This is a genomic window from Pseudolysobacter antarcticus (assembly GCF_004168365.1).
GTDB classification, from domain to species: domain Bacteria; phylum Pseudomonadota; class Gammaproteobacteria; order Xanthomonadales; family Rhodanobacteraceae; genus Pseudolysobacter; species Pseudolysobacter antarcticus.
Map to the genome: position 1 here is coordinate 2,472,416 of NZ_CP035704.1, position 20,801 is coordinate 2,493,216.

Genomic DNA, 20,801 nt, shown 5'->3' on the forward strand with positions numbered 1-20,801 from the left:
TGATTAGAGAATTGTCAACCCGCTGGTCAATTTCCAATGAAACCGCGATCATGGGGCCAAGCTTGCTTGCTAGTCGCGCGAGACTGCCTCAGCCTTGATGGAGTACCTGACGAAAATGCCAACACAACATCCTACGATCGGAGGCCTGCTGCGCAGCTTGCGCGCGCGCCATGGCTGGACACTCAAGGAGATGAGCGAGCGCTGCGGAATTCCGCTATCCACTTTGTCGAAGGTAGAGCACGATCGCCTGACATTGACCTATGACAAGCTGCTACAGCTCAGTCAGAGGTTGAATATTCCGATGTCGGAGCTGTTTACCCAGCAGGGCACGGGGGCGGAACCCGCAGTAACCGCGCGTCGCAGTATTGGTCGTATCGAGGATGCAATCCGCGTCAACACGCCCAATTACGACTATTACTACATGTGTCCGGAATTGCGACGCAAGCGAATGATCCCGGTGCTCACGCGCGTACGAGCCAAGAGCCTCGACGAGTTTGGTGCGCTGGTTCGCCATTCGGGCGAGGAGTATATCTACGTAATCGAAGGCAGCGTCGCGGTGCATACAGAGTTTTACGACACGATCGTGCTCCAGGCCGGCGAGTCTGTATACATCGACTCGAACATGGGCCACGCCTATGTAGCTGGCGACGGATGCGAGCAAGCCCTGTTGCTGGGCGTGTGTTCCAGCGCTGCCGACGACCAACTAATGGAATCGCTGCTTACTCTTCATGGCGATGACGCGGACGTGCATAAAAAGATCGGCAATAGTGGTAAGCGCGCTCTCGCTCAGGTCGCAACGAAGAGCGCTCTACGAGTGACCCGATCCTCTAGACGTTGAGATACTCGAGCTAGCGCGGCCTCTGTACAGGGTGACGCTGCGTTTTAGTCCATATCGAGGGTTGGTCGGGATTCTGGAAATTTTCGCAGAAAGTGACGTAACTATCTGAAGTGTAAAATATATATTGCAGTGCTTTTTGCGGTTAGCGAGACTTGAGGGTCAGCGAAAGCTGCCATCGGAACCGCTATCTGTCGATTTCCGTCGAACATTGAGCTGGAATTTTCATTGAATGCCCGAGCCAGAGAATCTGGATGCCCTCTGGGGCTGGATGCAATTTTGTGGCTTAAAGTTCCGCGAAAATCGCTGTCAAAATTGGCTCACTCCAACCCGAAAATCAACACTCTGCCTGAGCGACAGCAAAATTGCTTCCGGTGTCAGCGCATTCCACGTCAGCGAGGCGAAGGCTTTTTGCAGGGCGCGCGCTCCCGGGCGCCGGAGTTGGAACTCAGTATCCACCTTGAGCGGTGCTGAAGCGAGGTCGTCTCGGGTTTTCTTGAGTCGTTCCTGAACAAAACGCCAGGCCTGGCGACTGCCGTTCGAGGATAACCGCGCTGCTGGATCGGCTCACTCACCGTTGCCATATCCTGGAAACGGGCAACGACAGCTACCGCTTCAAGACCAGCTCAGCAAACTACAAAAAGGAAATGAGAACCAGAAAATCCAATCAACCCTGAAGATTACTGCACCATTTTAATATAGGGGTTTAGAAATAGTGTTTTCAGCATGACGCACTAAAAAATACGCTAGCTTGCACCACCTGGGTGTCCGAACTAACCGAATTTGTCGCGACTGATGCACTGAAGGTTCACGCAAATATGTGTCCAGAGGACGTATCCCTAGCGGGGTAGAACCCCCTTGAGGATTGGCCCCGACAGAGTATGCTGCGAGCAGACGCTTACGGAGCAAAGGCGGCGATGTTAAGGATGCGAGTCACGTGGTGCTACGTGGCGACACTGGGCGTGTTGGCCGCTTTTGCGCGCCCGGTGTTTGCTGACGACTTTATCTTCGGCGACGGCTTCGACGGCCCTGCTCTAGCAGCGTCTTATTTCGTCAGCCCACAGGGGTTGGATTCCAACCCGGGAACCATGGATCTTCCCTTCCTGACAGTCACTCGGGGGATTTCGGCCGCTGCGATCGATTCGACGCGACGGAACGTCTTGGTTGCCGACGGGATTTACGATGAGAGCGTCTCGCTCAGCGGCGGTGTGAATCTCTACGGAGGATACCAACCCGGCAATTGGGAGCGCACGGGCACTGCCACGGTTATCGACGGTGTTGCGTCCAATGGCAGCCACGACAGCGCAATGGTGGCCGTCAATATCACCTCGGCAACGACGTTCGATGGTTTCGTTGTCTACGGATCGTCGAATAGCAAGAGCGGCGGCAATTCGTACGCGATCTATGTTGCGGGCTCAAACAGCAATCTGCACATCACTGACAACGCGATCTTCGCTGGTCACGGCGGACGTGGTTATTCCGGAGCTGTTGGCCTGAACGGTACCCCCGGCGTCAACGGAGGCAGCTATTCTACGGCGCTCGACGCATTTACAGCGACCAGCACGGGCGTGTGCAACAGCAGCAACAATCGTCCAGCCGGCGGCGCGGGCGTACTTACCTGCCCCGGCGCCGGCGTTGTCTCTGGCGGCAATGGCGGCGGCAACAATTGCACTCCCGTGCTCTCCACACAAAACAGCACCGCGACGTCGCCGGCGTCCGCGGGAATCGCTGCCGGTGGCGCTGGCGGCGGTTCCGCCGGGGTCGCTGGCATTCGCGGCTACGATGGCCAACTTGACCAATCGGTCACCTGCTTCCTGCCGAGTAGTGGCGGCAATTCGCTGCCGCTCGCCGGCAGCAACGGAACTGCCGGCGGTTTGGGGGCGGATGCGCCGGGCAGCGCTGGCTGCACGTTGGCAGCAGGGTCGGTCTCTGGCGGCGACTGGACGAACGGTTCGACGCCCGACGGAATCGCGGCATCGGCGGGAGGCGGTGGTGGCGGTGGCGCGGCGGGAGGTGGCGCGTCGTGCACAGGGAGCGGCTGCAAGGACCTGCTCGGCGGTCATGGCGGCGGCGGCGGTTCGGGCGGCTGTGCCGGCGCAGGCGGTCACGCCGCCGGCGGCGGTGGCGGCGCGTTCGGAATATTCATTTTGGGGACACCCGGCAGCATTCCTGTTGTCACGGGAAATACGGTGTTTCTCGGCGATGGCGGCGACGGTGGCAACGGCGGTGCCGGCGGAACCGGCGGGCTCGGGGGCAGTGGTACCCAAGGCGGCCAGAGTGGCCCATCGTTCTGCGCCGGCGCGGGAGGACGCGGCGGCAACGGCGGGCGCGGCGGCAGCGGTTCGGGCGGTGGCGGCGGCTGTGGTGGCACCAGCGTCGGTATCTACACCTCGGGCATCGGGACGCCGAGTTATTGCACCGCCGCCAGTAACACGCTCGTGGGTGGCTTCGGCGGGGTCAACGGCACGGGTGGAGTGTCGCTGGTGAATGCCGGAGGTTCCGGAGCGGCGGGCGCCATGGCGCACTGCTCGTTCAACTGACCGATTCGCGAGGGCGCACATGCACGCATTCCTGACATGGTTCAAAGTGATACCCCTTGCCGTCGCCTGCGCGGCACTTTGCGGGGTCGTGTATGCCGGCAGCGACGCGGTTTTCGGCGACAGTTTCGATGTCGACCTTAACGCAGCGTATTTCGTCAGTCCTCTGGGCTCGACACGAATCCGGGGACAAAGTTGTCGCCGTTTCTGACGATTACGCACGGCATATCTGTCGCGAATACAGATGCGGTCAAAAAGACTGTCGTGGTGGCGGAAGGCACCTACGGCGAAAGCATCGCACTGGCGGACGGTGTGGGTGTGTACGGCCAATACTCGACGGTAAATTGGGCGCGGGATTTGACGAACTACACGGTTGTCAACGGCGTATCGTCCATGGGGGTACACGATCGCACCGTGGTCGCGTCGAATATAAGCGGGTCCACCATCCTCGATGGTTTTGTCATCTATGGATCGGTGAATGCCAAGGTCGGAGGCAATTCCTACGCAATCTACATAGCAAACGCAAACGCTAACCTGCACATCACCCACAACATCATCTTCGGTGGACATGGAGGTCCCGGCGTAGTCGGCACGTCCGGCGCCGATGGCGCGAACGGCGTGTCAGGCACAGGCCGGAATGCGAATCTCTCGGTGTCCGATGCCCTGTACGACGCATTCGACGCGATTGGAAGCGGTGAATGCAATTCATCGAGTAACCGTCAGTACGCCAACGGCGGAACCTTCACCTGCGGCAGTGTCTCGGTTTCGGGGGGCGCCGGCGGCGGCAACCGCTGCCCGGTGATGAGCTCATGCACTACCCAGGCTGGACCCGGCTGCAACATGTTCACGTGGATCAAGTACACCGCACTCGGCGGCAGCGCCGGCAACACGAGTAGTGGCGCCAACGATGGGGCGGCGGGTAACAGCGCGACGTCTGGCGACGACAGCATTCAGGTCTACTCATCGAATCAAGGTGGCTACGTCTGCTACCTATCCGGCATGACGACATCCGGCCTCAACGGCAACAACGGCGGCGATGGCGGAAATGCTGCGGGCGTCGCCGGCTGCACCGCCGCGACCGGTTCGGTGGTCGGCGGCGATTGGATGAACGGAATTGCACCGAATGGCAACGCGGGCGGCAACGGCGGTGGTGCCAGCGGTGGTGGCGCGGGCGGTGGCGGCAAGTGCGAGCCGATAACGGGCCACACGACTTGCGCCGATGGCAACGGCAAGGACACGCTTGGTGGTCACGGCGGCGGCGGCGGATCGGGCGCATGTGCTGGTGCCGGTGGAGCGAGCGGCGGCAGCGGTGGCGGCACTTTCGCCATTTTCATTTACGGAGGATCAGCGGCGCCCGTTGTCACGGTCAATCGCATATTTGCCGGCACTGGAGGCAGAGGCGGTAGCGGCGGCAACGGGGGCTTCGGTGGAATTGGTGGTGGCAGCGGTCTTGGCGGCACGACGGGCGTACCCGTGATCTTTTGCACGGACGTCGCGGGTCACGGCGGCTCGGGCGGCAGCGGCGGAGATGGTTCGGGCGGCGGCGGCGGCTGTGGCGGTTCTAGCTTCGGGATCTACACCTTCGGAGTCGGCACGCCGAACTACTGCCAAGCAGGGGCAAGCAACTCCTTCGTTTCTGGAGCCGCTGGCGCAGGTGGCACCGGCGGGCTGTCGTTCTATAACGCTGCTGGAGCTGGAGCGGACGGAACGTCCATCGATTGTTCATTCATGCCCTAGGATCGTCAGTTAGGGCCCCAAGTCCCGCACTGCGTAAGCGCTTGCAGCGCCGCATCGTTCCATTGGTTTGCGCCCGATGGACTGGAAATACGGTACTCGAAGTAGGGGCAAATATGGCACTCTCGCCTGACTTTCGACGATATCGTAGTTTGGCAGAAGCTGCCGGAGCAACGACAAATGCTCTGCATTCGGATGCACACCATCGCGGGCGAACCAGTTACGCCAGAACCAGCGTTCCATACCACTGTGTTTTGCAAAACCGCGATCGGGATTTGCTTCCGACACATAAAAATCCATCACGGCAAGAATGCCACCCGGCTTGAGCAGATTGGTCGTTGTATCGGTAGACGAAATCTGTTTACCCAATCTACTTCGGTGAACGCCTACCACCTGAGTAACTGATGGTGGTTCGAACCGCTTAATCACGTCGCGAATTTCAGTTCGACCGCCATACCGGGTCACTTTTTTTGTCCCTCACTACGATTCAAATTCGTGCGACTAGCGCAACCGCATGAAAATCATGGCTTTGTTCCGCTATTCCAACGCATGACGAGGTAAAGCGGTCAACGACAGTCGTTAACCAGTTAAACATGTCATGTGACCGCTTAATCATGTCATGCCGCCTTAACGTGTCACCTTTTTCATTTTTAAGATGTCTTCAGCGTTTCGCTTTCGCGCCGCCACGATTTGGCTCGCTCTTTTTTGAGAGTGCGTTTAGGCGTTTTTCCAGCTCACGCACTTTCCCTTTGAGCTGGCGTTGCTCCGCAACATGAGAGCTCGTGATTCTCAGGACGTTCTGTCGAGATCGCCCAAGCTCGCTATTGATCACCGACAAGCCGTGTCGTCATCCGCCTCTTTCTGTAGCAACGACGCAAGAATCTGCGTGCGGCAAACCTCCAGAATTTCATCTGCCAAGGCTGAGTCATCCGGGCATGCACGCGACAACACCAGTGCGCCAACCGCATGGGCGAACGTATCGATCATCTTTGCCCGCACTTCGTTCCGATTCAGTTCGTCCACTGGTTTGTCTTCGCGTTTGAAAGCCGCCAGGCTGCTTTCAATGCCATCTGCGAACGTTGCCTTGATCTCATTTGATTGACGCGCCGCGTCCCCACTGAGGGCCGCCATTGTGCAACCGGCGCCTCGCTGGTCACGATGTTCCCGCGACAAATAATGCTGGATGAACTCGGCAAGGTCTGCACCACCGCTATTTGCCACGCGCTGTGAAATCCCACTCGCTGCCGTTTCGGCCATGAGATCGGCTTTGGAGCGGAAGTGCTTGTAGAACCCGCCATGGGTGAAGCCGGCAGCCGCCATCAGCTCGGCGACGCCCACACCGTCGTAGCCGCGTTCCCGGAACAGGGCCGCGGCGGTATCGACGATGCGCGCGCGGTTGTCTTGAGCTTGTGCTTTGGTGACCTTCATTCGCGAACCTCTTCCATCAAACAGCGTTGGCTCGTCAACATATCATTGATTATGACCATAATCAAAGCTTGACACTTTAGATTATGATAATCATCATTACAATCAGGTTATCCACCATCAATGAGAGTTAATGACATGACAGATCCAAAAAAAAAACGTTGCCCTGGTGACTGGGGCTTCCTCCGGCATTGGCCTCGTAACGGCTCAAGCACTCGTGCGCGCAGGCTACCGGGTGTTCGGCACGAGCCGTAAGCCAGTGGCCAGCTCGCCGGGTGTCACCATGCTGATCTGCGACGTGACCGACGAAGCCTCGGTGCGAGCGCTGATTGAAGAGATCATGAAGCAGGCAGGACAGATCGACCTGGTGGTCAACAATGCCGGGATTGGCCTTCTTGGGGCCGCTGAGGAATCTTCCATCGATCAGGTCCAGCGCCTGTTTGACGTCAATGTCTTTGGGGTGGCGCGCGTCGTCAATGCCGTGTTGCCGATCATGCGCAAGCAAAAGAGCGGCCGGATCATCAACATGAGCTCAATCCTTGGCTTCATCCCTTCGCCGTTCAACGCGTTTTACGCCTCAACCAAACACGCCATCGAAGGCTATTCGGAATCCCTCGATCATGAGGTGCGTTCCTTCGGTATACGCGTTTTACTGGTTGAGCCAGGGGTTACACGCACCTCGTTCGAAGAGAACCTGACGCGCGCCGATCAACTGCTGCCGGTCTATGCGATCGATCGGGTGCGCAGCGAAAACCTGATGCGCAAGTGGATCGAAGCAGGCGATGCGCCGCAGGTCGTTGCCGACACGGTGGTCAGGGCCGCGACGGCTCGGAAACCGAAGCTGCGATATTCAGCAGGCAAGCAGTCAAGTCAGGTGCGCTCCGTTCGCCGTTTCATGCCAGAGCGTTTGGTCGACAGCATCATGCGAAAGTTCAACGAATTTCCGGCCTAGGCTCGAAGAGACAACGGTAGCGGCGGTTTCCAGCATCGACGCGATGGGCATACGCATTTCGGTCGATTGTGACCGATTTCCAGTCGTTTCCGACAGGTTAGTCGAACCCATTGATGAAGATGCCGTCAGCGGCCTCGTAGGCGCCCATGTCGTAACTGGCCGTGCCGCTGCCACCGTTCAGCGGCCGCGGATTGCCATCGCGATCGTGCGCCGAGGAATTGCTGGCCGAGCCGCTGTCGATGGCTGGGCTGCCTGCGCGCAGGTGCAGATCGCCGGGTGCGGCAATGTACAGCGGATCGGCGCTGATAGAACCGACGCCGGCAACGACATGTTGGTAGTTGGTAGCGTTGTTGAAAACGTCGCTGTAGGTGACTGAGACTGTGCTGGCGGCAGCGACAAAGGTATCGCGATAAACGCCCGTATTGCTGCTCTGCGTGATCAGCGAGTTGTTCAATAGCAGACTAAACACGGTGCCGGTCCCGCCCGAAGCCATCAACACCCCGTAGGTGTTGCCATGCAAGGTTGACTGTGTGATCAGCAGGCTGGGAGAACCGGCCGTCGGCTCGTAGTAGATGCCATAGCTGTTGCCGCCGATCAGCGAATTACTGACAGTGCCGCCGGAATTGCCGTTGTAATTGATGCCGATCTGGCCTGGACCGATGCTCACCGCATCCAGTGTGGGTGTGCCGGCCAAGACGTTGATTCCTGCGCTCTGGGCACTGCTGATCGTGCTGGACGCCACCTGCAACACGTTGCCGGCGGCGCTCGAGTAAATGCCATAGATCGGACCGCTGATATTCGCATGGTTGATCACGACTGATGTTGCAGTCTGACCGACGACGATCCCGAACCAGTTTCCGGATGTAGAACTGTTTTGCCCGTTCAGTATCACGGGGCTGGCTGCCGTACCGTTGATATTCAAGGTGCCGTTAATGGTCAGCTCGACGCGCGTAGCGTTCAGCCCGGTGGACTGTCCGTCGATGTTGCTGGCGAACTGCACCTGGGTACCGGCCTGTATGGTCAGGAACGCGCCTGCCGGCACGGTAGTATCGCCGAGTATCAAATACGGACTACCAGCCGGCGTCCAAGTCTGACCCGAACCTGGTAAGTTTCCGCCCACGATCGTGGTGCCGGCAAGCACCAGCCCGGGTGTCAGCATCAGCGATATCGCAATAACAAGAATCTGGCGCATGCGCCCTCCCCATCCCGACGAAGAAAAAACTCGTGGCATCATGCCATTTCGGACTCGGCTCGACCATCGGTTAGCTGGCCTGGACGAGATCGCCAACTTCGATTCGAAAAAGATGGCCGACAACCAAGACTCCAACGCACGTGCCCTGATGCCTTGGCGCGAATTTCCCCCGCTCAGACCAAAGCCAAAATTACTCGCCGATGCTGCGCACGACACGCAAGCCGATCGTGGTGTAACCGATATCCGCGGCGCTGTGGCCGCGACGTTCGAGGTTGGAATCGCCCGGCCCGTCGCGCCACGACAAGCCGCGAAACCAGACATCGGTGCAGTCGGTATTTGCGCAGTCGCCCATCCACACACTGACATTACCGGAGAGATCGGCGATGCCCAATGGCGATGGCGGAAAACTGCCGACCGGCGAGGTGTTGGTAAAGCCGTCGTTGCAATCGAAATGCCGGCCGATTCCGCCACGAGCGCGGTCGCTGACATTGCCGGATGAGCACGCATCGGTCGCCGTGATCTGGCGCGCCACATGCAACCACTCTTGTTGTGTCGGCAATCGATAATTCTGCCCGGATTTTTGTGACAACCAGCGCGCGTACGCCAGCGCATCTTGCCAGCTCACGCAGACCACCGGATGGTTATCCTCTTGCGCAAATCCGGGTGTACGCCATGACAGATCGCGCAAACGGGATACCAGCGACAACGGCGCGCGGCATTCGCTGGCGGTACGCCCCGAGCTGCGCATGAACTCGGCATATTCGCCACGCGTGACATCGGTGACAGCGATCGCAAACGCCTGCAAAGCCGGCTGCTGACTGGATTCGTCGGGCTGACCTTTCGGCACATACACCAACTCGGGGCCTGCCGGATCACGCAGTCGCGCGCCGGCTTGCAAACCGCGTTTATCGGACGTCGAATTGGCGCTGCGAGAATTCGTCGCCGTGTTCCGACGCGCCGCCGTTTTTTGCGCTGCCGCGTTATCGCGCACCGGTTGCATGACCAGACGCGGATCGGCATTCGTCGCACGATCCGATGCGCCATAACCATCAAACAGCAGGAAATTTTGCGCCAGCGTGATCTTGAATATTTTTTGCAGGGCGGCGCTGGCCTCGCGGTTTGCGGGATCAGCCCGTAAAACTGTCAGATATCGTTCCGCAGCGTTCTCGCCATCCGGGGCGATCACCTGCCCTCGCTCGATCAGCATCTGGCCTTCGATGAGCAGTCGATCGATTTCTGGATTGTTCGCCGAAGTCCTGGCTCCTGCCGAGGCGCCGGCACGATCTTGCGCAACGGCAGCTTGCGCCGCAGAGGAAGTCTTCGCGCCTCGCGGTAACCATTTCCATCCCGCCAGACTCAGCAGCAAAACCAATACAACCGCGCCGAGCGCAAGCAAATAGCGCGGCGACACCGCCGCAGAAAGTTTGGCGATTGAACGGGTCCAGACCGTGCTCAATCCAGAAGCCAGTCGATCGTCCAGTTCATCCAACGCGGCGAGCAATTGTGCTGCATCCTGAAAACGGGAATCGGGATTCTTTGCCAGCGTTTTGTCGATGATGGTTTGCCAATGGCGACGCTCCGGTGGCAGGCGGCGCACCGGCTCGTTCAGATGCGCAAGCGCCATCGACAGCGAATCGGGACGATGAAATGGCTTGTCGCCGGTCAGCATTTCGTAGCACAACACACCAAGGCTATACAGGTCGGAACGCCCATCGAGTTGCCGCCCCATCGCCTGCTCCGGGCTCATGTAGCCGGAGGAGCCGAGCGTGGCGCCTTCGCGAGTCAGGCGATCCGGACTGCTGGTGCTGAAGGCGATACCGAAATCCGCCAGTAACGGTCGTTTGAGCGCATCGAACAAGACATTTTCCGGCTTCACGTCGCGGTGAACGATGCCTTGCGTATGTGCATAACCGAGCGCGCTTGCGAGCGCTCGCATGACGTCGATGATGCGATTTTCATCGCTGCCGATGCCCTGCCCGCGCAGATCGCCGTTTGGCAGATACGGCATCGTGTAGAAAAGTTGACCCTCGTTATCGCGTCCGACGTCGTAGATGCTGACGATATGCGGATGGTCAAGTCGTGCGATGGTGCGCGCTTCCTGCTCGAAACGCGCCGACATTTTCTCGCCAGGAATTTGTTCGCTGGTCAGGATCTTGATGGCGACCGGCCGCTTCAACGAGTCCTGCAAAGCCAGATACACGCTGGCCATGCCGCCACGGCCAATGCGTCGAACAAAACGATACCCGGGAATTTCAAAAGGCGAACGGAGCAGAGTCATGAGCAACGCATAGCGGGAGTTGCCGCCAGTTTACCCGACGCGCCCTGGGTATATGCGAAAGGCATGTGATCGCTGGCCGTACCGATCACGTCCGACGGGGTCATGCAAAAGACTGGTCAGTTGGCAAATTGGCAATCTGTCAGTTCAAAATCAGTCGGTTCGACCGAGGATTACTCCATCCTCGGTCGAACCAACTGACACGATCGTTTGCAGCCGCTTATTGGATCGGGCCGTAGGAATAACCTGCGGCACAGGCGGCATCGGTACAGGCGGTCGTCAGCATATTAACGATAATGGTTCCGGTATTATTGCGTGAATGGAAATGACCGACGCCGTCGACATCGCCACCGAAGACATTCCATGGAATTCCAGTTGTCCAGTCCCAATTGACTTGCTGGGTATTCGATCCGGCGCCGACATTCAATTGCGCCTTGACGTTATGACTGGTATTGCGCAGCAGCGGACTATTGCCGCAATTGGCGTAATCTGACGTTGTAGCGCACATGATTTCGTCATTCGTGCCGGCATAAATCGTGTAGAACGCGACCGCGGTATTGCTGTTGGCAGTGTTTGGCAAGGCGCGTGCTGCGCTGGTACCGGTCCATGAATTGATGCCGGGCGATGCCGAATCGGGATACACACCGAAAATCCAGGTGTCGTACCAATTCTGTGAGCCGCAGGTGGTTGCGTATGCGTTGGCGTAACCGGTCCAGAGGCAGGAATCCAGTCCGTGCAGGCCGCCAGCGATATTGACGAAGCGGCGTACGCTGCCCCAGTCGCTGTAGTAATCCAGTGCCGCCATCGACATGCTCACACCCATCGAATGCGTTACCAGATCGACTTTTGCCTGCCCGGTGTAGAGCTTCACCGCCTTGATGAAATTATCGACAATCGCGTATTTCGATTCGCGGTGGTAGTTCGATTGCGGCAAGCTGCGCTCGCTGGCACTGAGATAAGTCACGCCGAACAGTTCGCAATCCTTGTAGCCTGCTGCCTTGAATTGTTGGTACACCGAATTCGGCGCCTGGACATAACCGCTCACCTGGAAGGTCGGCGAATCCCAGCTTGTGGAATTGTCACCATTGCCGTGCACGAATACGACCGGCGTATGCGTTACCGTGCAACTCGCGGCGCCACCGAATCCACCCGATTCGCCGGCGTGCGGATTGAATCCACCGGCGTACTGCGTTGCAGTTCCGTTGCAAATCGTGCCGTTGTAACTGCCGCAACTCAACGCGTTCGACTGGCTCGAATAAATCAGCCCGCTCACTCCGAAAGCTGCAATTCCCACCGCTGAATTCAAGCAACCGAATAATACCGTCGTCGCCACCGACAAAAATGTCATTCCAGTGAAACGATTTTCAGAAATCGACAACCATTTCATTCCCTACCCCTCAGATGATTGATATGTGATGCGATCGTCATCGCAACACTCGATCGCCGGGCAAGTATGACTTTGGCTGAAAGGCTGTCTATTGTACGTTCGGGCAGTTCACCGTCCGAGGTCACGCAGGAAACGCCGGGTATATTGCAGCGCCGTGGTGCCGGATACGGAATTGCATATCGACGATGCCGAGCTGTTTGCGCTCAGGCATGGCGTATCGCGATCCAGCGACCAGAAGTGCAATCCGGCCAGGCCATGCGCCGCCGCGTAACTCGTGATGGTGTCGACATCCGCCAGTGTGAACACTTCGCTGGCAACATCGTTCATGCCGATCATCGGCGTCAGTTCGATCTGGCTCGCCGGGATGCCGTAAGTATGTTGCAGATTCACCGCCGCCTGGATCGCCGACTGCCCCATCTGGCATTGCCCAGCCGACACCACGCAGTTGGCTGGCGATGCACCACCGTAATCCATCACCATGAGGTTGATAGTGTAATGCGCGAGATGGGCGTTCTGGATCGCCTTGACCACCGAATCGCCGAGAGGATTCAGCCCGCCAAAACTGCCGTCCGATGCCGCCAGCGTTGCCAAGGTGAACGAGAAACGCAGATTCGGATACAGTGTTTGCGCATACGCGATTTGGTTTATCAGATTGTTGATATCGCCCGCTGTTTGTGCGCCTTCCATATCGAAATCGATACCGACCATGTGCGCTGACATGTAGGCATCGAGGAAGCTCTGCATACCCGCATGACTCGAACATATGAACGTGCCCGCCTGACCACCGGTGGAAACGACATAGTTCATGCCGGCGGTGGATAGGGCCTGGATATTTGCTTTGGCAAAATCCGTGCGCATGATACCGCCCCAGTTTTCACTGCCGCATTCGCCGGTCGCGAACGCCAACGTGATCGCGCCGAGATTCTTTACATGTGACGACACCAGGCTGCCCACGCCGGCCACCGGAATGGCGCTGCCGGTCAGTGCGGATTGCATCCTGTTGGTATCCGAGTTCATGTTGATCGTGATGTCCTTGTAGGGACTGAACAACAAACCGCTTGACGTCGGCGTTATCGAAATGTCCGCCGTGTGTGCAACATGAATCGGCACGATGCCAACGCAACTTGCGGATAAAAGCGCCGCTAAACCAGCGCAGAGCACGCGTCGTTGTATTTGCATCGACATGAAATCTCTCCGGAGATTGGGCAACGTATGATTTCAGCGAGTTATGCGTTGCTCGCAGCGTTGACACGAAGTTCGACTCAAAGCGTACTCATCGAGTACGGACGCTGACTATTGCCCGTCGCCCAGCTTTTGTTCGGCTGCGCCTGCATGCTGAAATGCAGCTTGCCACCGGCCATGATCTGCTCGTGAAGGATCACGCTGCGCAACAACGGCTTGCCGTTCAATGTCACCGCGCCGATGTAGGGATGGGTCGCATCGAGACCGTCAGTGCTGATCGTGAAGTGCTTTCCGTTCGGCAGATTCAGTGTCATCCGATCGACGAACGGCCGGCCGATTACATACTCGTTGCTGGCCGGCGCAACCGGATAAAACCCCATCGCGGTGAACACGAACCATGCCGACATCTGGCCAAGATCATCGTTGCCGGCAAGCCCGTCGGTGCGTGGCGCATATTGCGTATCCATGATCTGCTTGAGGCGTTCCTGCGTGCGCCACGGCTGTCCGGCATACGCATACAAATACGCAACATGATGGCTCGGTTCGTTGCCGTGCGCGTACCAGCCGATCAAGCCGGTGATGTCCTCCATGTGCGCAAAAAGTTTCGGATCGATCTTCGCATCGAATACGCGATCGAGCATGGCTACGAGTTTTGTATCGCCACCGTGCGCCTTGATCAATCCGGCTGTGTCCTGTGGCACGTACCAGGAATATTGCCAGGCGTTGCCCTCGGTGTAGTCGCTGCCGTAGCCGCTCGCGCTCGGGTCGAACGGCTCGCGGAAAAGGCCATCGGTTTTGCGTGCGCGCATGAAACCGGTTTTAGCATCGTAGGCGTTGCGCCAGTTGCCAGCGCGTTTGTCGAAAGCCTTGGCAATATCCTGCTTGCCGAGCACGGTCGCGACCTGCGCAATGGTCCAGTCGTCGAACGCGTATTCCAGCGTTTTTGAAGCGGCCTCGCCTTCCTGGTCGATCGGCACGTAGCCGAGTTTCATATAGCCGTCCAAACCGCCATACGGCGCGTAGCTCGCGCTCGCCACCATTGCATCGAGCGCGGCGTTGGTATCGTAACCGCGGATGCCTTTCATGAAGGCATCGGCAATCACCGGCACGGCGTGATAACCGATCATGCACCAGGTTTCCAGGCCATGAAATGCCCAAACCGGCAGGATGCCGTTCGGGCTGTAGCGACGCGACGCTAGCAGCGAGTTCACGATATCGTTGGTGCGCTGCTCCGGCTGCACGATCGTCAGCAGCGGATGCAACGCACGATACGTATCCCACAGCGAAAATGTGGAATAGTTGCGAAAGCCATCGGCGTGATGCACGGCGTTATCCGGGCCGCGATAACGGCCATCAGCATCCATGAACAAGCTCGGCGCCATCATCGTATGATAAACGGCGGTGTAGAAACTCTTGCGCATCGGTGCCGGCGCATCGACATCGAACGCGCCTAATGCCCTCATCCACGCGTCGCGTGCGGCGCTGCGCACCACGTCGAAATCCCAGCCAGGCATGTCGCTGTCGAGATTGGCGATCGCGCTGTCCTCGCTGACCGGCGAGATCGAAACCTTGACGATCAACTCGCGTGTCGTCGCCGGAAAATCGACAACACCGACAATCGCACGGCCTTCGACCTGCGCGCGCTGGCGCGGATCCTTGTCCGCCGGCCCGGCGAAACCCTTGTACGGAATTTCGCCTTCGATATTGTGCAGCGCGTGGCCGCTCGCCGGCTGCGAAAAACGCATCGCGAAATACAACTGGCGATCCGGCGCCCAGCCCCGCGTTTCGCGAAAACCGGTCAACGTGCCATCGGCGCGCAGTCGTAATCGCGACCACGACACCTTGCCCGGATAGTCGTACATACTCGGACGCAGGTCGACCAGCACATGCGCCGGTTTGCCTTGTGGAAATGTATACCTGTGTACGCCGATGCGATCGCCGGCCGTGAGCTCGGCGCGGATGTCGTAGTCGGTCAAGGTTACCGCGTAATAACCCGGCTCGGCTTTTTCGTCGCTATGGCTGAATTGCGAGTGATAACCACTGCCCGGATGTGCGCTATCGCCGGGTTCGAGCCTGACCGCACCGCTGATCGGCATGGTCAGCACGTCGCCAAGATCGGAATGACCCGTGCCAGAAAAATGCGTGTGCGAAAAACCGAAGATCGTATTGTCGTCATAGCGATATCCGGCGGCCCAGCCGTAACCTTCCTTGCGTGATTTCAGCTGCGTGTCGGGACTGAGCTGAACCATGCCGAACGGCACCACTGCGCCCGGAAATGTATGTCCCTCCCCGCCCGTGCCGATGAACGGATCCACCGCAGCGTAAGCGCGCTGCGCGGCATCGGTTTCATTCGTATTTGCGGCATGAGCCAGCGCCGCAACGCCGAGAAATACTGTCATCGTCATGAGTGACAACGCACGAATAAAAGCGATTCTGGATGGCTGTGGCGGTTTCGGACCGGCACAAACTTCGGTGCTACATGCGGACGTGACGATAGGCATAAGGAATTCCACAGGAATAGACGACACGGAGGTTTGATCGCGTCGTGACCAGTTCAAAGACCTGTCACAAGCGGATTTGGATCGTTATAAATTTTCGCGAAACTAGCATGTTCAGGCTATGAACTCATGTCGCACTGCACGATGCATATACGGATTCAGCCACGTACGATCGCGTTTTTTGGAAGGATCCAAATTGATGCTAAAACGTCTCGCTGCCCAGCGCAAAGTGACCTTGCTCGATATCGCGCATGGTTGCGGCGTTTCGCGTGCCACCGTGTCGCTGGTATTGCAAAACAGCCCGCTCGTGCATGTCGCTACGCGTGCGCGCGTCAAGGCCGAAATCGTCCGCCAATGTTATGTCTACAACCGCGCGGCGGCGAATCTGCGCCAGCGCACGTCGTCGAGCGTTGCGCTGGTGATCAACGATCTGTCGAATCCGTTTTTTGCCGAGTTCGCCGCGGGTGTCGACGAGGCGCTCGGTACGGTCGGTTGCGTCACCTTGCTTGGCAGCACCGGCGAATCAGTCGCGCGACAGAATGCGGTGCTGGCGTCGCTGATCGAATATGCGCCGGCCGGAATCATCCTCTGCCCCGCCGAAGGCAGCGACGGTGCGGCGATTTCGCGCATCGTCGGGGCGCACACGCCGCTGCTCGTATTCAATCGCGAATTGCCGGATGGTGATTGGGATGTGCTCGCGCTCGACAATCACAACGGCGCGCGCACCGCCACCGAACATCTGCTCGCGCTCGGTCATCGTCGAATCGCATTTTTCGGCGGTCATCGCGATTCCAGCTCGTGCCGCGAACGTCGCGAAGGCTACAGCGCCGCGATGAGCGCCGCCGGTATTCCGCTACAACCACAGTGGCTGATCGAAACCTCCCCGACGCGGCTCGAAGCCGCGCGCCAGGCCGGTGCTTTGTTCGTGCGCGATCCTGCGCCGACCGCCGCGATTTGTTACAACGATGCCGTCGCGCTCGGTTTGCAACTCGGCCTCGCCGCACGAGGACGCCGCCCCGGCCACGATTTTGCGCTGGTCGGATTCGATGATATTCCCGAAGCCGCCGCGACCTTGCCATCGCTCAGCACCATCGCCACCGATCCGCGCGCGCGCGGTCGCCAAGCCGCCGAACGCATTCTTGCGCGCGTGCACGATCCTGCCATTTCGCCCACCCGCACGATCGCACCGATGCAACTTGTCGTGCGCGAAAGCAGCGGTCCAGCCATCAATACCAACGGAAATCGACATGAATAAATCCAGCGCCAGTCAACGCGTCGCCCTCGGCGTGATCACGACGATTTTCTTCATGTGGGGATTCATCACCGTGCTCAATGATGTGCTGATCCCGCATCTGAAATCGGTATTCACGCTGAACTACGCCGAAGCGATGCTGGTGCAGTTCATTTTCTTCGGCGCGTATTTCGTGATGTCGTTGCCGGCAGGAAGAGTAGTAGCGCGATTCGGCTATCGCGATGGCATCGTGATCGGCTTGATCATTACCGGCATCGGCGCGCTGATGTTCATTCCTGCCGCGCGCATGGTTTCGTATCCACTTTTTCTCGGCGCGTTTTTTGTACTTGCGAGTGGCATCACCTTGCTGCAGGTGGCGGCCAATCCGTATGTCAGCCTGCTCGGCGATCCGCGTTATGCATCGAGTCGCTTGAATCTGGCGCAGGCGTTGAATTCGCTCGGCACCACTCTCGCGCCGAAGATTGGCGGCCTGTTGATTTTGTCCAGCGCCGTACTCGGCGCCAGCGAGTTGGCGGCGCTCGCGCCCGCCGAGCGGGCTGTTTATCAACTGCAACAAGCACAGAACGTGACCGGACCGTATCTGTTGCTGGCGGGTGTGCTGTTCGCGCTGGCAGCCGGCGTTTGGCTGTTTCGGCTGCCGCCGTTGACCGAGGCGACCGCGCGTGGCGACAACCAGATCCACAGCTTTGCCGAAGTGCTGCGGCATCGACATGTACTCAACGGCATCATCGGCATTTTTTTGTATGTCGGTGCGGAAGTCGCCATCGGCAGTTTCCTGATCAGCTATCTGGCCATGCCCGATATCGGCAACATCAGCGCGAGTGTCGCAGCCGGTTATGTGTCGCTGTATTGGGGCGGCGCGATGATCGGGCGATTTGTCGGATTTGCTTTATTGCGCGTGGTCGATGCGCGCCTGCTGCTGGGTCTGTTTGCCGGTGTAGCGAGCGCGCTGCTGTTGCTTACGATGATCAGCAGCGGCCAAATCGCACTGTGGAGCATCATTGCCATCGGGCTGTTCAATTCGATCATGTTCCCGAATATTTTCACACTCGGTATCGATCGTCTCGGCACGATGACCGACAAGGCCGCCAGCCTGTTGATCATGGCCATTGTCGGTGGCGCGATCGTGCCGCTGCTGCAAGGTTTGCTGGCCGATCACATCGGCGTGCAGCATGCGTTTGTGCTGCCGCTGCTGTGTTATTTGTACATCGTCTGGTATGGATTTCGTGGCTCGAAAGTCGACGATCATGCCGCGCTGCTGGCAGCAGTTTCGCGCTCGCCGGTAGCGACGCACTGACATGAAAAAGATCGTCTGCTTCGGCGAAGCGCTGATCGATTTTCTCGGCGCGCCTGCCGTGCCCGAAACACCACGCGCATTTCTGCAAAATGCGGGTGGCGCGCCCGCCAACGTCGCGGTAGCAGTGGCGCGACTGGGTGGCGATGCCGAATTCGTCGGCATGCTGAGTCGCGACATGTTCGGTGATTTCCTGCGCGAAAGCCTTGCGGCAATGCGTGTCGGCTGCAGCTACATTCGCCGCACAACGCAGGCGCCAACCGCCCTCGCCTTCGTCTCGCTCGATCCGCTTGGCGAGCGCAGTTTCAGTTTCTATCGACCGCCTGCCGCTGATTTGCTTTTTCACGAAAACGATTTCGAAACGGCGATGTTCGCCGCGGCCGGTTTCTTCCATGTTTGTTCGAATTCGCTGACCGAAGCCGCCATTGCCCAAGCAACGTTCACCGGGATGCAGCGCGCGCGGACGGCGGGTGCACTGGTCAGCTTCGACATGAATCTGCGCCCGTGTTTGTGGGCGAAAGATGTTGATCCGTTGCCGCGAATTCGCGTCGCATTGGCCAGTGCCGATGTCGTCAAACTGAGTGCGGACGAGTACGCGTTTCTGATCGCAGCGCAAGGCGACGAAAATCGCGTATTCGACTTGTTGTGGAGCGGCGCCACGCAGCTGCTTATCGTCACCAATGGCGCCGCCGCGCTGCAGTGGTATACACGGCACGCTCATGGCAGCGTGGCGGCACACGTTGTATGCGCGGTCGATACCACCGCTGCTGGCGATGCGTTTGTCGGCGGTTTGTTATTCCAACTTGCCGCGCAGGAAATCACTGCGCAAGGTTTTGCCGCATTTCTCGCCGATGAAAAACCCCTCGAGTCGACGCTGCATTTCGCCACGGCTTGCGGCGCCATCGCGGTAACGCGTCCGGGTGCATTCGCATCGATGCCGACCCTCGCCGACGTGCAGGCCTTGCCGAGGAAACCTTGATGACTGAACTGCCGCTCGAAAAGGCCCTCGCATGAATTCCCAGCCCGCATTCCGCAGCGTCGATTTTCTGCGCGATCACATCGCCCGGACGATGGCATTTTATCACCCGCGTTGCATCGATCCCGCCGGTGGTTTTTTCCACTATTCCCTCGATGACGGCACGATCTACGACCGGCAGCATCGGCATCTGGTCAGCAGCACGCGTTTTGTTTTCAACTACGCGATGGCCGCGCAGGAATTCAACCGTAGCGATTATCTCGATGCTGCGCAGCACGGACTCGACTATCTGCGCAGCGCCCATCGCGATCCCGAAAGCGGTGGCTATTTCTGGACGCTTCACGGTGGCCAGCCCGAGGATCGAACGCAACATGCCTACGGCGCGGCATTTGTTCTGCTGACCTACGCAACCGCTACGAAAGCCGGTATCACCGAGGCGCGTGCTTGGATCGACGAAACATGGCAACTGCTCGAAACGCGTTATTGGGATAACGACGCAGGTCTATATCGCGACGAAGCCGATGCGCAGTGGCGCTTCACCGGCTATCGCGGCCAGAACGCGAACATGCATCTGTGCGAGGCGCTGATCGCCGCTTACGAAGCTACGCGAGATGCACGCTTCCTCGATCGCGCTTTTACGCTTGCGCACAACATCACTATTCGCCAAGCGGCGAAGGCCGGCGGTCTGGTCTGGGAACACTACGACGCGGCATGGAACGTGGATTGGGAATACCACAAAGACGATCCCAAGCATCTGTTTCGCCCGTGGGGTTTCCAGCCGGGCCATTTGACGGAGTGGGCAAAACTTTTGCTGATACTGGATCGATATCGTGCTGAGGTCTGGTTGCTGCCCACGGCACGCGCACTGTTCGACACGGCCCTGGCGAAGGCTTGGGACAGCGGGCATGGCGGCATCTGTTATGGCTTTGCGCCGGATGGTTCGATCTGCGATGGCGACAAATATTTCTGGGTGCAGGCCGAGTCGCTGGCCGCCGCCGCGCTGCTTGCCGAGCGCAGCGGCGAAGCGCGTTTCTGGAGCGACTACACACGGATCTGGGATTATGCGTGGCGTCATTTTGTCGATCATCAATACGGCGCGTGGTATCGCATTCTCGATCGCGAAAACCAGAAGTATTCGAACGAAAAAAGTCCGGCCGGAAAAACCGATTACCACACCATGGGCGCGTGTTACGAGGTGCTAGCGTTATTGCGCCGCAGTCCTGATACGCAAGATATGTCTCATGAAAACGGAGCCTGAGCCG

Annotated in this window: 15 protein-coding genes and 1 pseudogene; 9 read left to right on the forward strand and 7 right to left on the reverse strand. The window is 58.7% G+C overall.

Annotated features, from left to right (window positions below; translation table 11 throughout):
- Positions 1 to 115 precede the first annotated feature (115 nt).
- From ELE36_RS10530 to ELE36_RS20975, 4 genes and pseudogenes are all read left to right on the forward strand, one after another.
- Positions 116 to 838, forward strand: a complete 723-nt coding sequence (locus ELE36_RS10530) for a helix-turn-helix domain-containing protein (protein WP_129836799.1) — start codon at positions 116 to 118, stop codon at positions 836 to 838.
- Between the two features lie 545 nt (positions 839 to 1,383).
- Positions 1,384 to 1,512, forward strand: a pseudogene (locus ELE36_RS10535) (ATP-binding protein); the annotation flags it as partial.
- A gap of 411 nt (positions 1,513 to 1,923) precedes the next feature.
- Positions 1,924 to 3,375: a hypothetical protein gene (locus ELE36_RS20970; RefSeq protein WP_129833097.1), complete on the forward strand. Its 1,452-nt coding sequence runs from the start codon at positions 1,924 to 1,926 to the stop codon at positions 3,373 to 3,375.
- Between the two features lie 192 nt (positions 3,376 to 3,567).
- Positions 3,568 to 5,109, forward strand: a complete 1,542-nt coding sequence (locus ELE36_RS20975; protein ID WP_165371564.1) for a hypothetical protein — start codon at positions 3,568 to 3,570, stop codon at positions 5,107 to 5,109.
- A 9-nt stretch (positions 5,110 to 5,118) separates the two neighbouring features.
- Here ELE36_RS20975 and ELE36_RS10555 read toward each other — a convergent pair whose 3' ends face one another.
- Together ELE36_RS10555 and ELE36_RS10560 are read right to left on the reverse strand one after the other, a co-directional pair.
- Entirely contained in the window at positions 5,119 to 5,475 is a 357-nt protein-coding gene (locus tag ELE36_RS10555) for a hypothetical protein (protein WP_129833101.1), read from the reverse strand.
- Between the two features lie 459 nt (positions 5,476 to 5,934).
- Positions 5,935 to 6,534: a TetR/AcrR family transcriptional regulator gene (locus ELE36_RS10560; protein WP_129833103.1), complete on the reverse strand. Its 600-nt coding sequence runs from the start codon at positions 6,532 to 6,534 to the stop codon at positions 5,935 to 5,937.
- A 142-nt stretch (positions 6,535 to 6,676) separates the two neighbouring features.
- On the opposite strand from ELE36_RS10560, the gene ELE36_RS10565 reads away from it, so the two are divergent.
- Complete coding sequence (locus tag ELE36_RS10565) at positions 6,677 to 7,483, forward strand: oxidoreductase (protein ID WP_129833105.1); 807 nt, start codon at positions 6,677 to 6,679, stop codon at positions 7,481 to 7,483.
- 97 nt (positions 7,484 to 7,580) lie between these two features.
- On the opposite strand, the gene ELE36_RS10570 is transcribed toward ELE36_RS10565, so the two are convergent.
- From ELE36_RS10570 to ELE36_RS10590, 5 genes are all read right to left on the reverse strand, one after another.
- A complete protein-coding gene (locus ELE36_RS10570; RefSeq protein WP_129833107.1) occupies positions 7,581 to 8,675 on the reverse strand; it encodes a choice-of-anchor Q domain-containing protein in 1,095 nt (364 codons plus the stop codon).
- A 190-nt stretch (positions 8,676 to 8,865) separates the two neighbouring features.
- Positions 8,866 to 10,953: a bifunctional serine/threonine-protein kinase/formylglycine-generating enzyme family protein gene (locus ELE36_RS10575; protein ID WP_129833109.1), complete on the reverse strand. Its 2,088-nt coding sequence runs from the start codon at positions 10,951 to 10,953 to the stop codon at positions 8,866 to 8,868.
- A gap of 217 nt (positions 10,954 to 11,170) precedes the next feature.
- A complete protein-coding gene (gene phaZ7, locus ELE36_RS10580; protein ID WP_129833111.1) occupies positions 11,171 to 12,337 on the reverse strand; it encodes an extracellular native short-chain-length polyhydroxyalkanoate depolymerase PhaZ7 in 1,167 nt (388 codons plus the stop codon).
- Positions 12,338 to 12,445: 108 nt separating this feature from the next.
- Positions 12,446 to 13,522 (reverse strand): glycoside hydrolase family 18 protein, encoded by a 1,077-nt coding sequence (locus tag ELE36_RS10585; RefSeq protein WP_207215752.1) that lies wholly within the window; start codon positions 13,520 to 13,522, stop codon positions 12,446 to 12,448.
- A gap of 77 nt (positions 13,523 to 13,599) precedes the next feature.
- Complete coding sequence (locus ELE36_RS10590; RefSeq protein WP_129833113.1) at positions 13,600 to 15,924, reverse strand: GH92 family glycosyl hydrolase; 2,325 nt, start codon at positions 15,922 to 15,924, stop codon at positions 13,600 to 13,602.
- Between the two features lie 292 nt (positions 15,925 to 16,216).
- Between ELE36_RS10590 and ELE36_RS10595 the strand changes: the two genes are divergently transcribed.
- Genes ELE36_RS10595 through ELE36_RS10610 form a run of 4 tightly spaced genes read left to right on the forward strand, consistent with a single transcriptional unit; the run spans position 16,217 to position 20,797 of the window.
- The gene (locus tag ELE36_RS10595; RefSeq protein ID WP_129833114.1) at positions 16,217 to 17,272 is read left to right on the forward strand and encodes a LacI family DNA-binding transcriptional regulator; all 1,056 of its coding nucleotides are present in this window, start codon (positions 16,217 to 16,219) and stop codon (positions 17,270 to 17,272) included.
- On the forward strand, positions 17,265 to 18,566 hold the full coding sequence (locus ELE36_RS10600) for a sugar MFS transporter (RefSeq protein ID WP_129833116.1): 1,302 nt from the start codon (positions 17,265 to 17,267) through the stop codon (positions 18,564 to 18,566). The genes ELE36_RS10595 and ELE36_RS10600 overlap by 8 nt, the downstream gene beginning before the upstream one ends.
- Before the next feature lies 1 nt (position 18,567).
- Complete coding sequence (locus ELE36_RS10605; protein WP_129833118.1) at positions 18,568 to 19,542, forward strand: carbohydrate kinase family protein; 975 nt, start codon at positions 18,568 to 18,570, stop codon at positions 19,540 to 19,542.
- A 31-nt stretch (positions 19,543 to 19,573) separates the two neighbouring features.
- Positions 19,574 to 20,797, forward strand: coding sequence for an AGE family epimerase/isomerase (locus ELE36_RS10610; RefSeq protein WP_129833120.1), 1,224 nt, complete (start codon positions 19,574 to 19,576; stop codon positions 20,795 to 20,797).
- The last annotated feature ends 4 nt before the right edge of the window (positions 20,798 to 20,801 follow it).

Coding starts and splice junctions, on each gene's coding strand:
- ELE36_RS10530 (WP_129836799.1), top strand. CDS start 116: ATGCCAACACAACATCCTACGATCGGAGGCCTGCTGCGCAGCTTGCGC.
- ELE36_RS20970 (WP_129833097.1), top strand. CDS start 1,924: ATGGATCTTCCCTTCCTGACAGTCACTCGGGGGATTTCGGCCGCTGCG.
- ELE36_RS10560 (WP_129833103.1), bottom strand. CDS start 6,534: ATGAAGGTCACCAAAGCACAAGCTCAAGACAACCGCGCGCGCATCGTC.
- ELE36_RS10570 (WP_129833107.1), bottom strand. CDS start 8,675: ATGCGCCAGATTCTTGTTATTGCGATATCGCTGATGCTGACACCCGGG.
- ELE36_RS10575 (WP_129833109.1), bottom strand. CDS start 10,953: ATGACTCTGCTCCGTTCGCCTTTTGAAATTCCCGGGTATCGTTTTGTT.
- phaZ7 (WP_129833111.1), bottom strand. CDS start 12,337: ATGAAATGGTTGTCGATTTCTGAAAATCGTTTCACTGGAATGACATTT.
- ELE36_RS10585 (WP_207215752.1), bottom strand. CDS start 13,522: ATGTCGATGCAAATACAACGACGCGTGCTCTGCGCTGGTTTAGCGGCG.
- ELE36_RS10590 (WP_129833113.1), bottom strand. CDS start 15,924: ATGACGATGACAGTATTTCTCGGCGTTGCGGCGCTGGCTCATGCCGCA.
- ELE36_RS10595 (WP_129833114.1), top strand. CDS start 16,217: ATGCTAAAACGTCTCGCTGCCCAGCGCAAAGTGACCTTGCTCGATATC.
- ELE36_RS10600 (WP_129833116.1), top strand. CDS start 17,265: ATGAATAAATCCAGCGCCAGTCAACGCGTCGCCCTCGGCGTGATCACG.
- ELE36_RS10605 (WP_129833118.1), top strand. CDS start 18,568: ATGAAAAAGATCGTCTGCTTCGGCGAAGCGCTGATCGATTTTCTCGGC.
- ELE36_RS10610 (WP_129833120.1), top strand. CDS start 19,574: ATGAATTCCCAGCCCGCATTCCGCAGCGTCGATTTTCTGCGCGATCAC.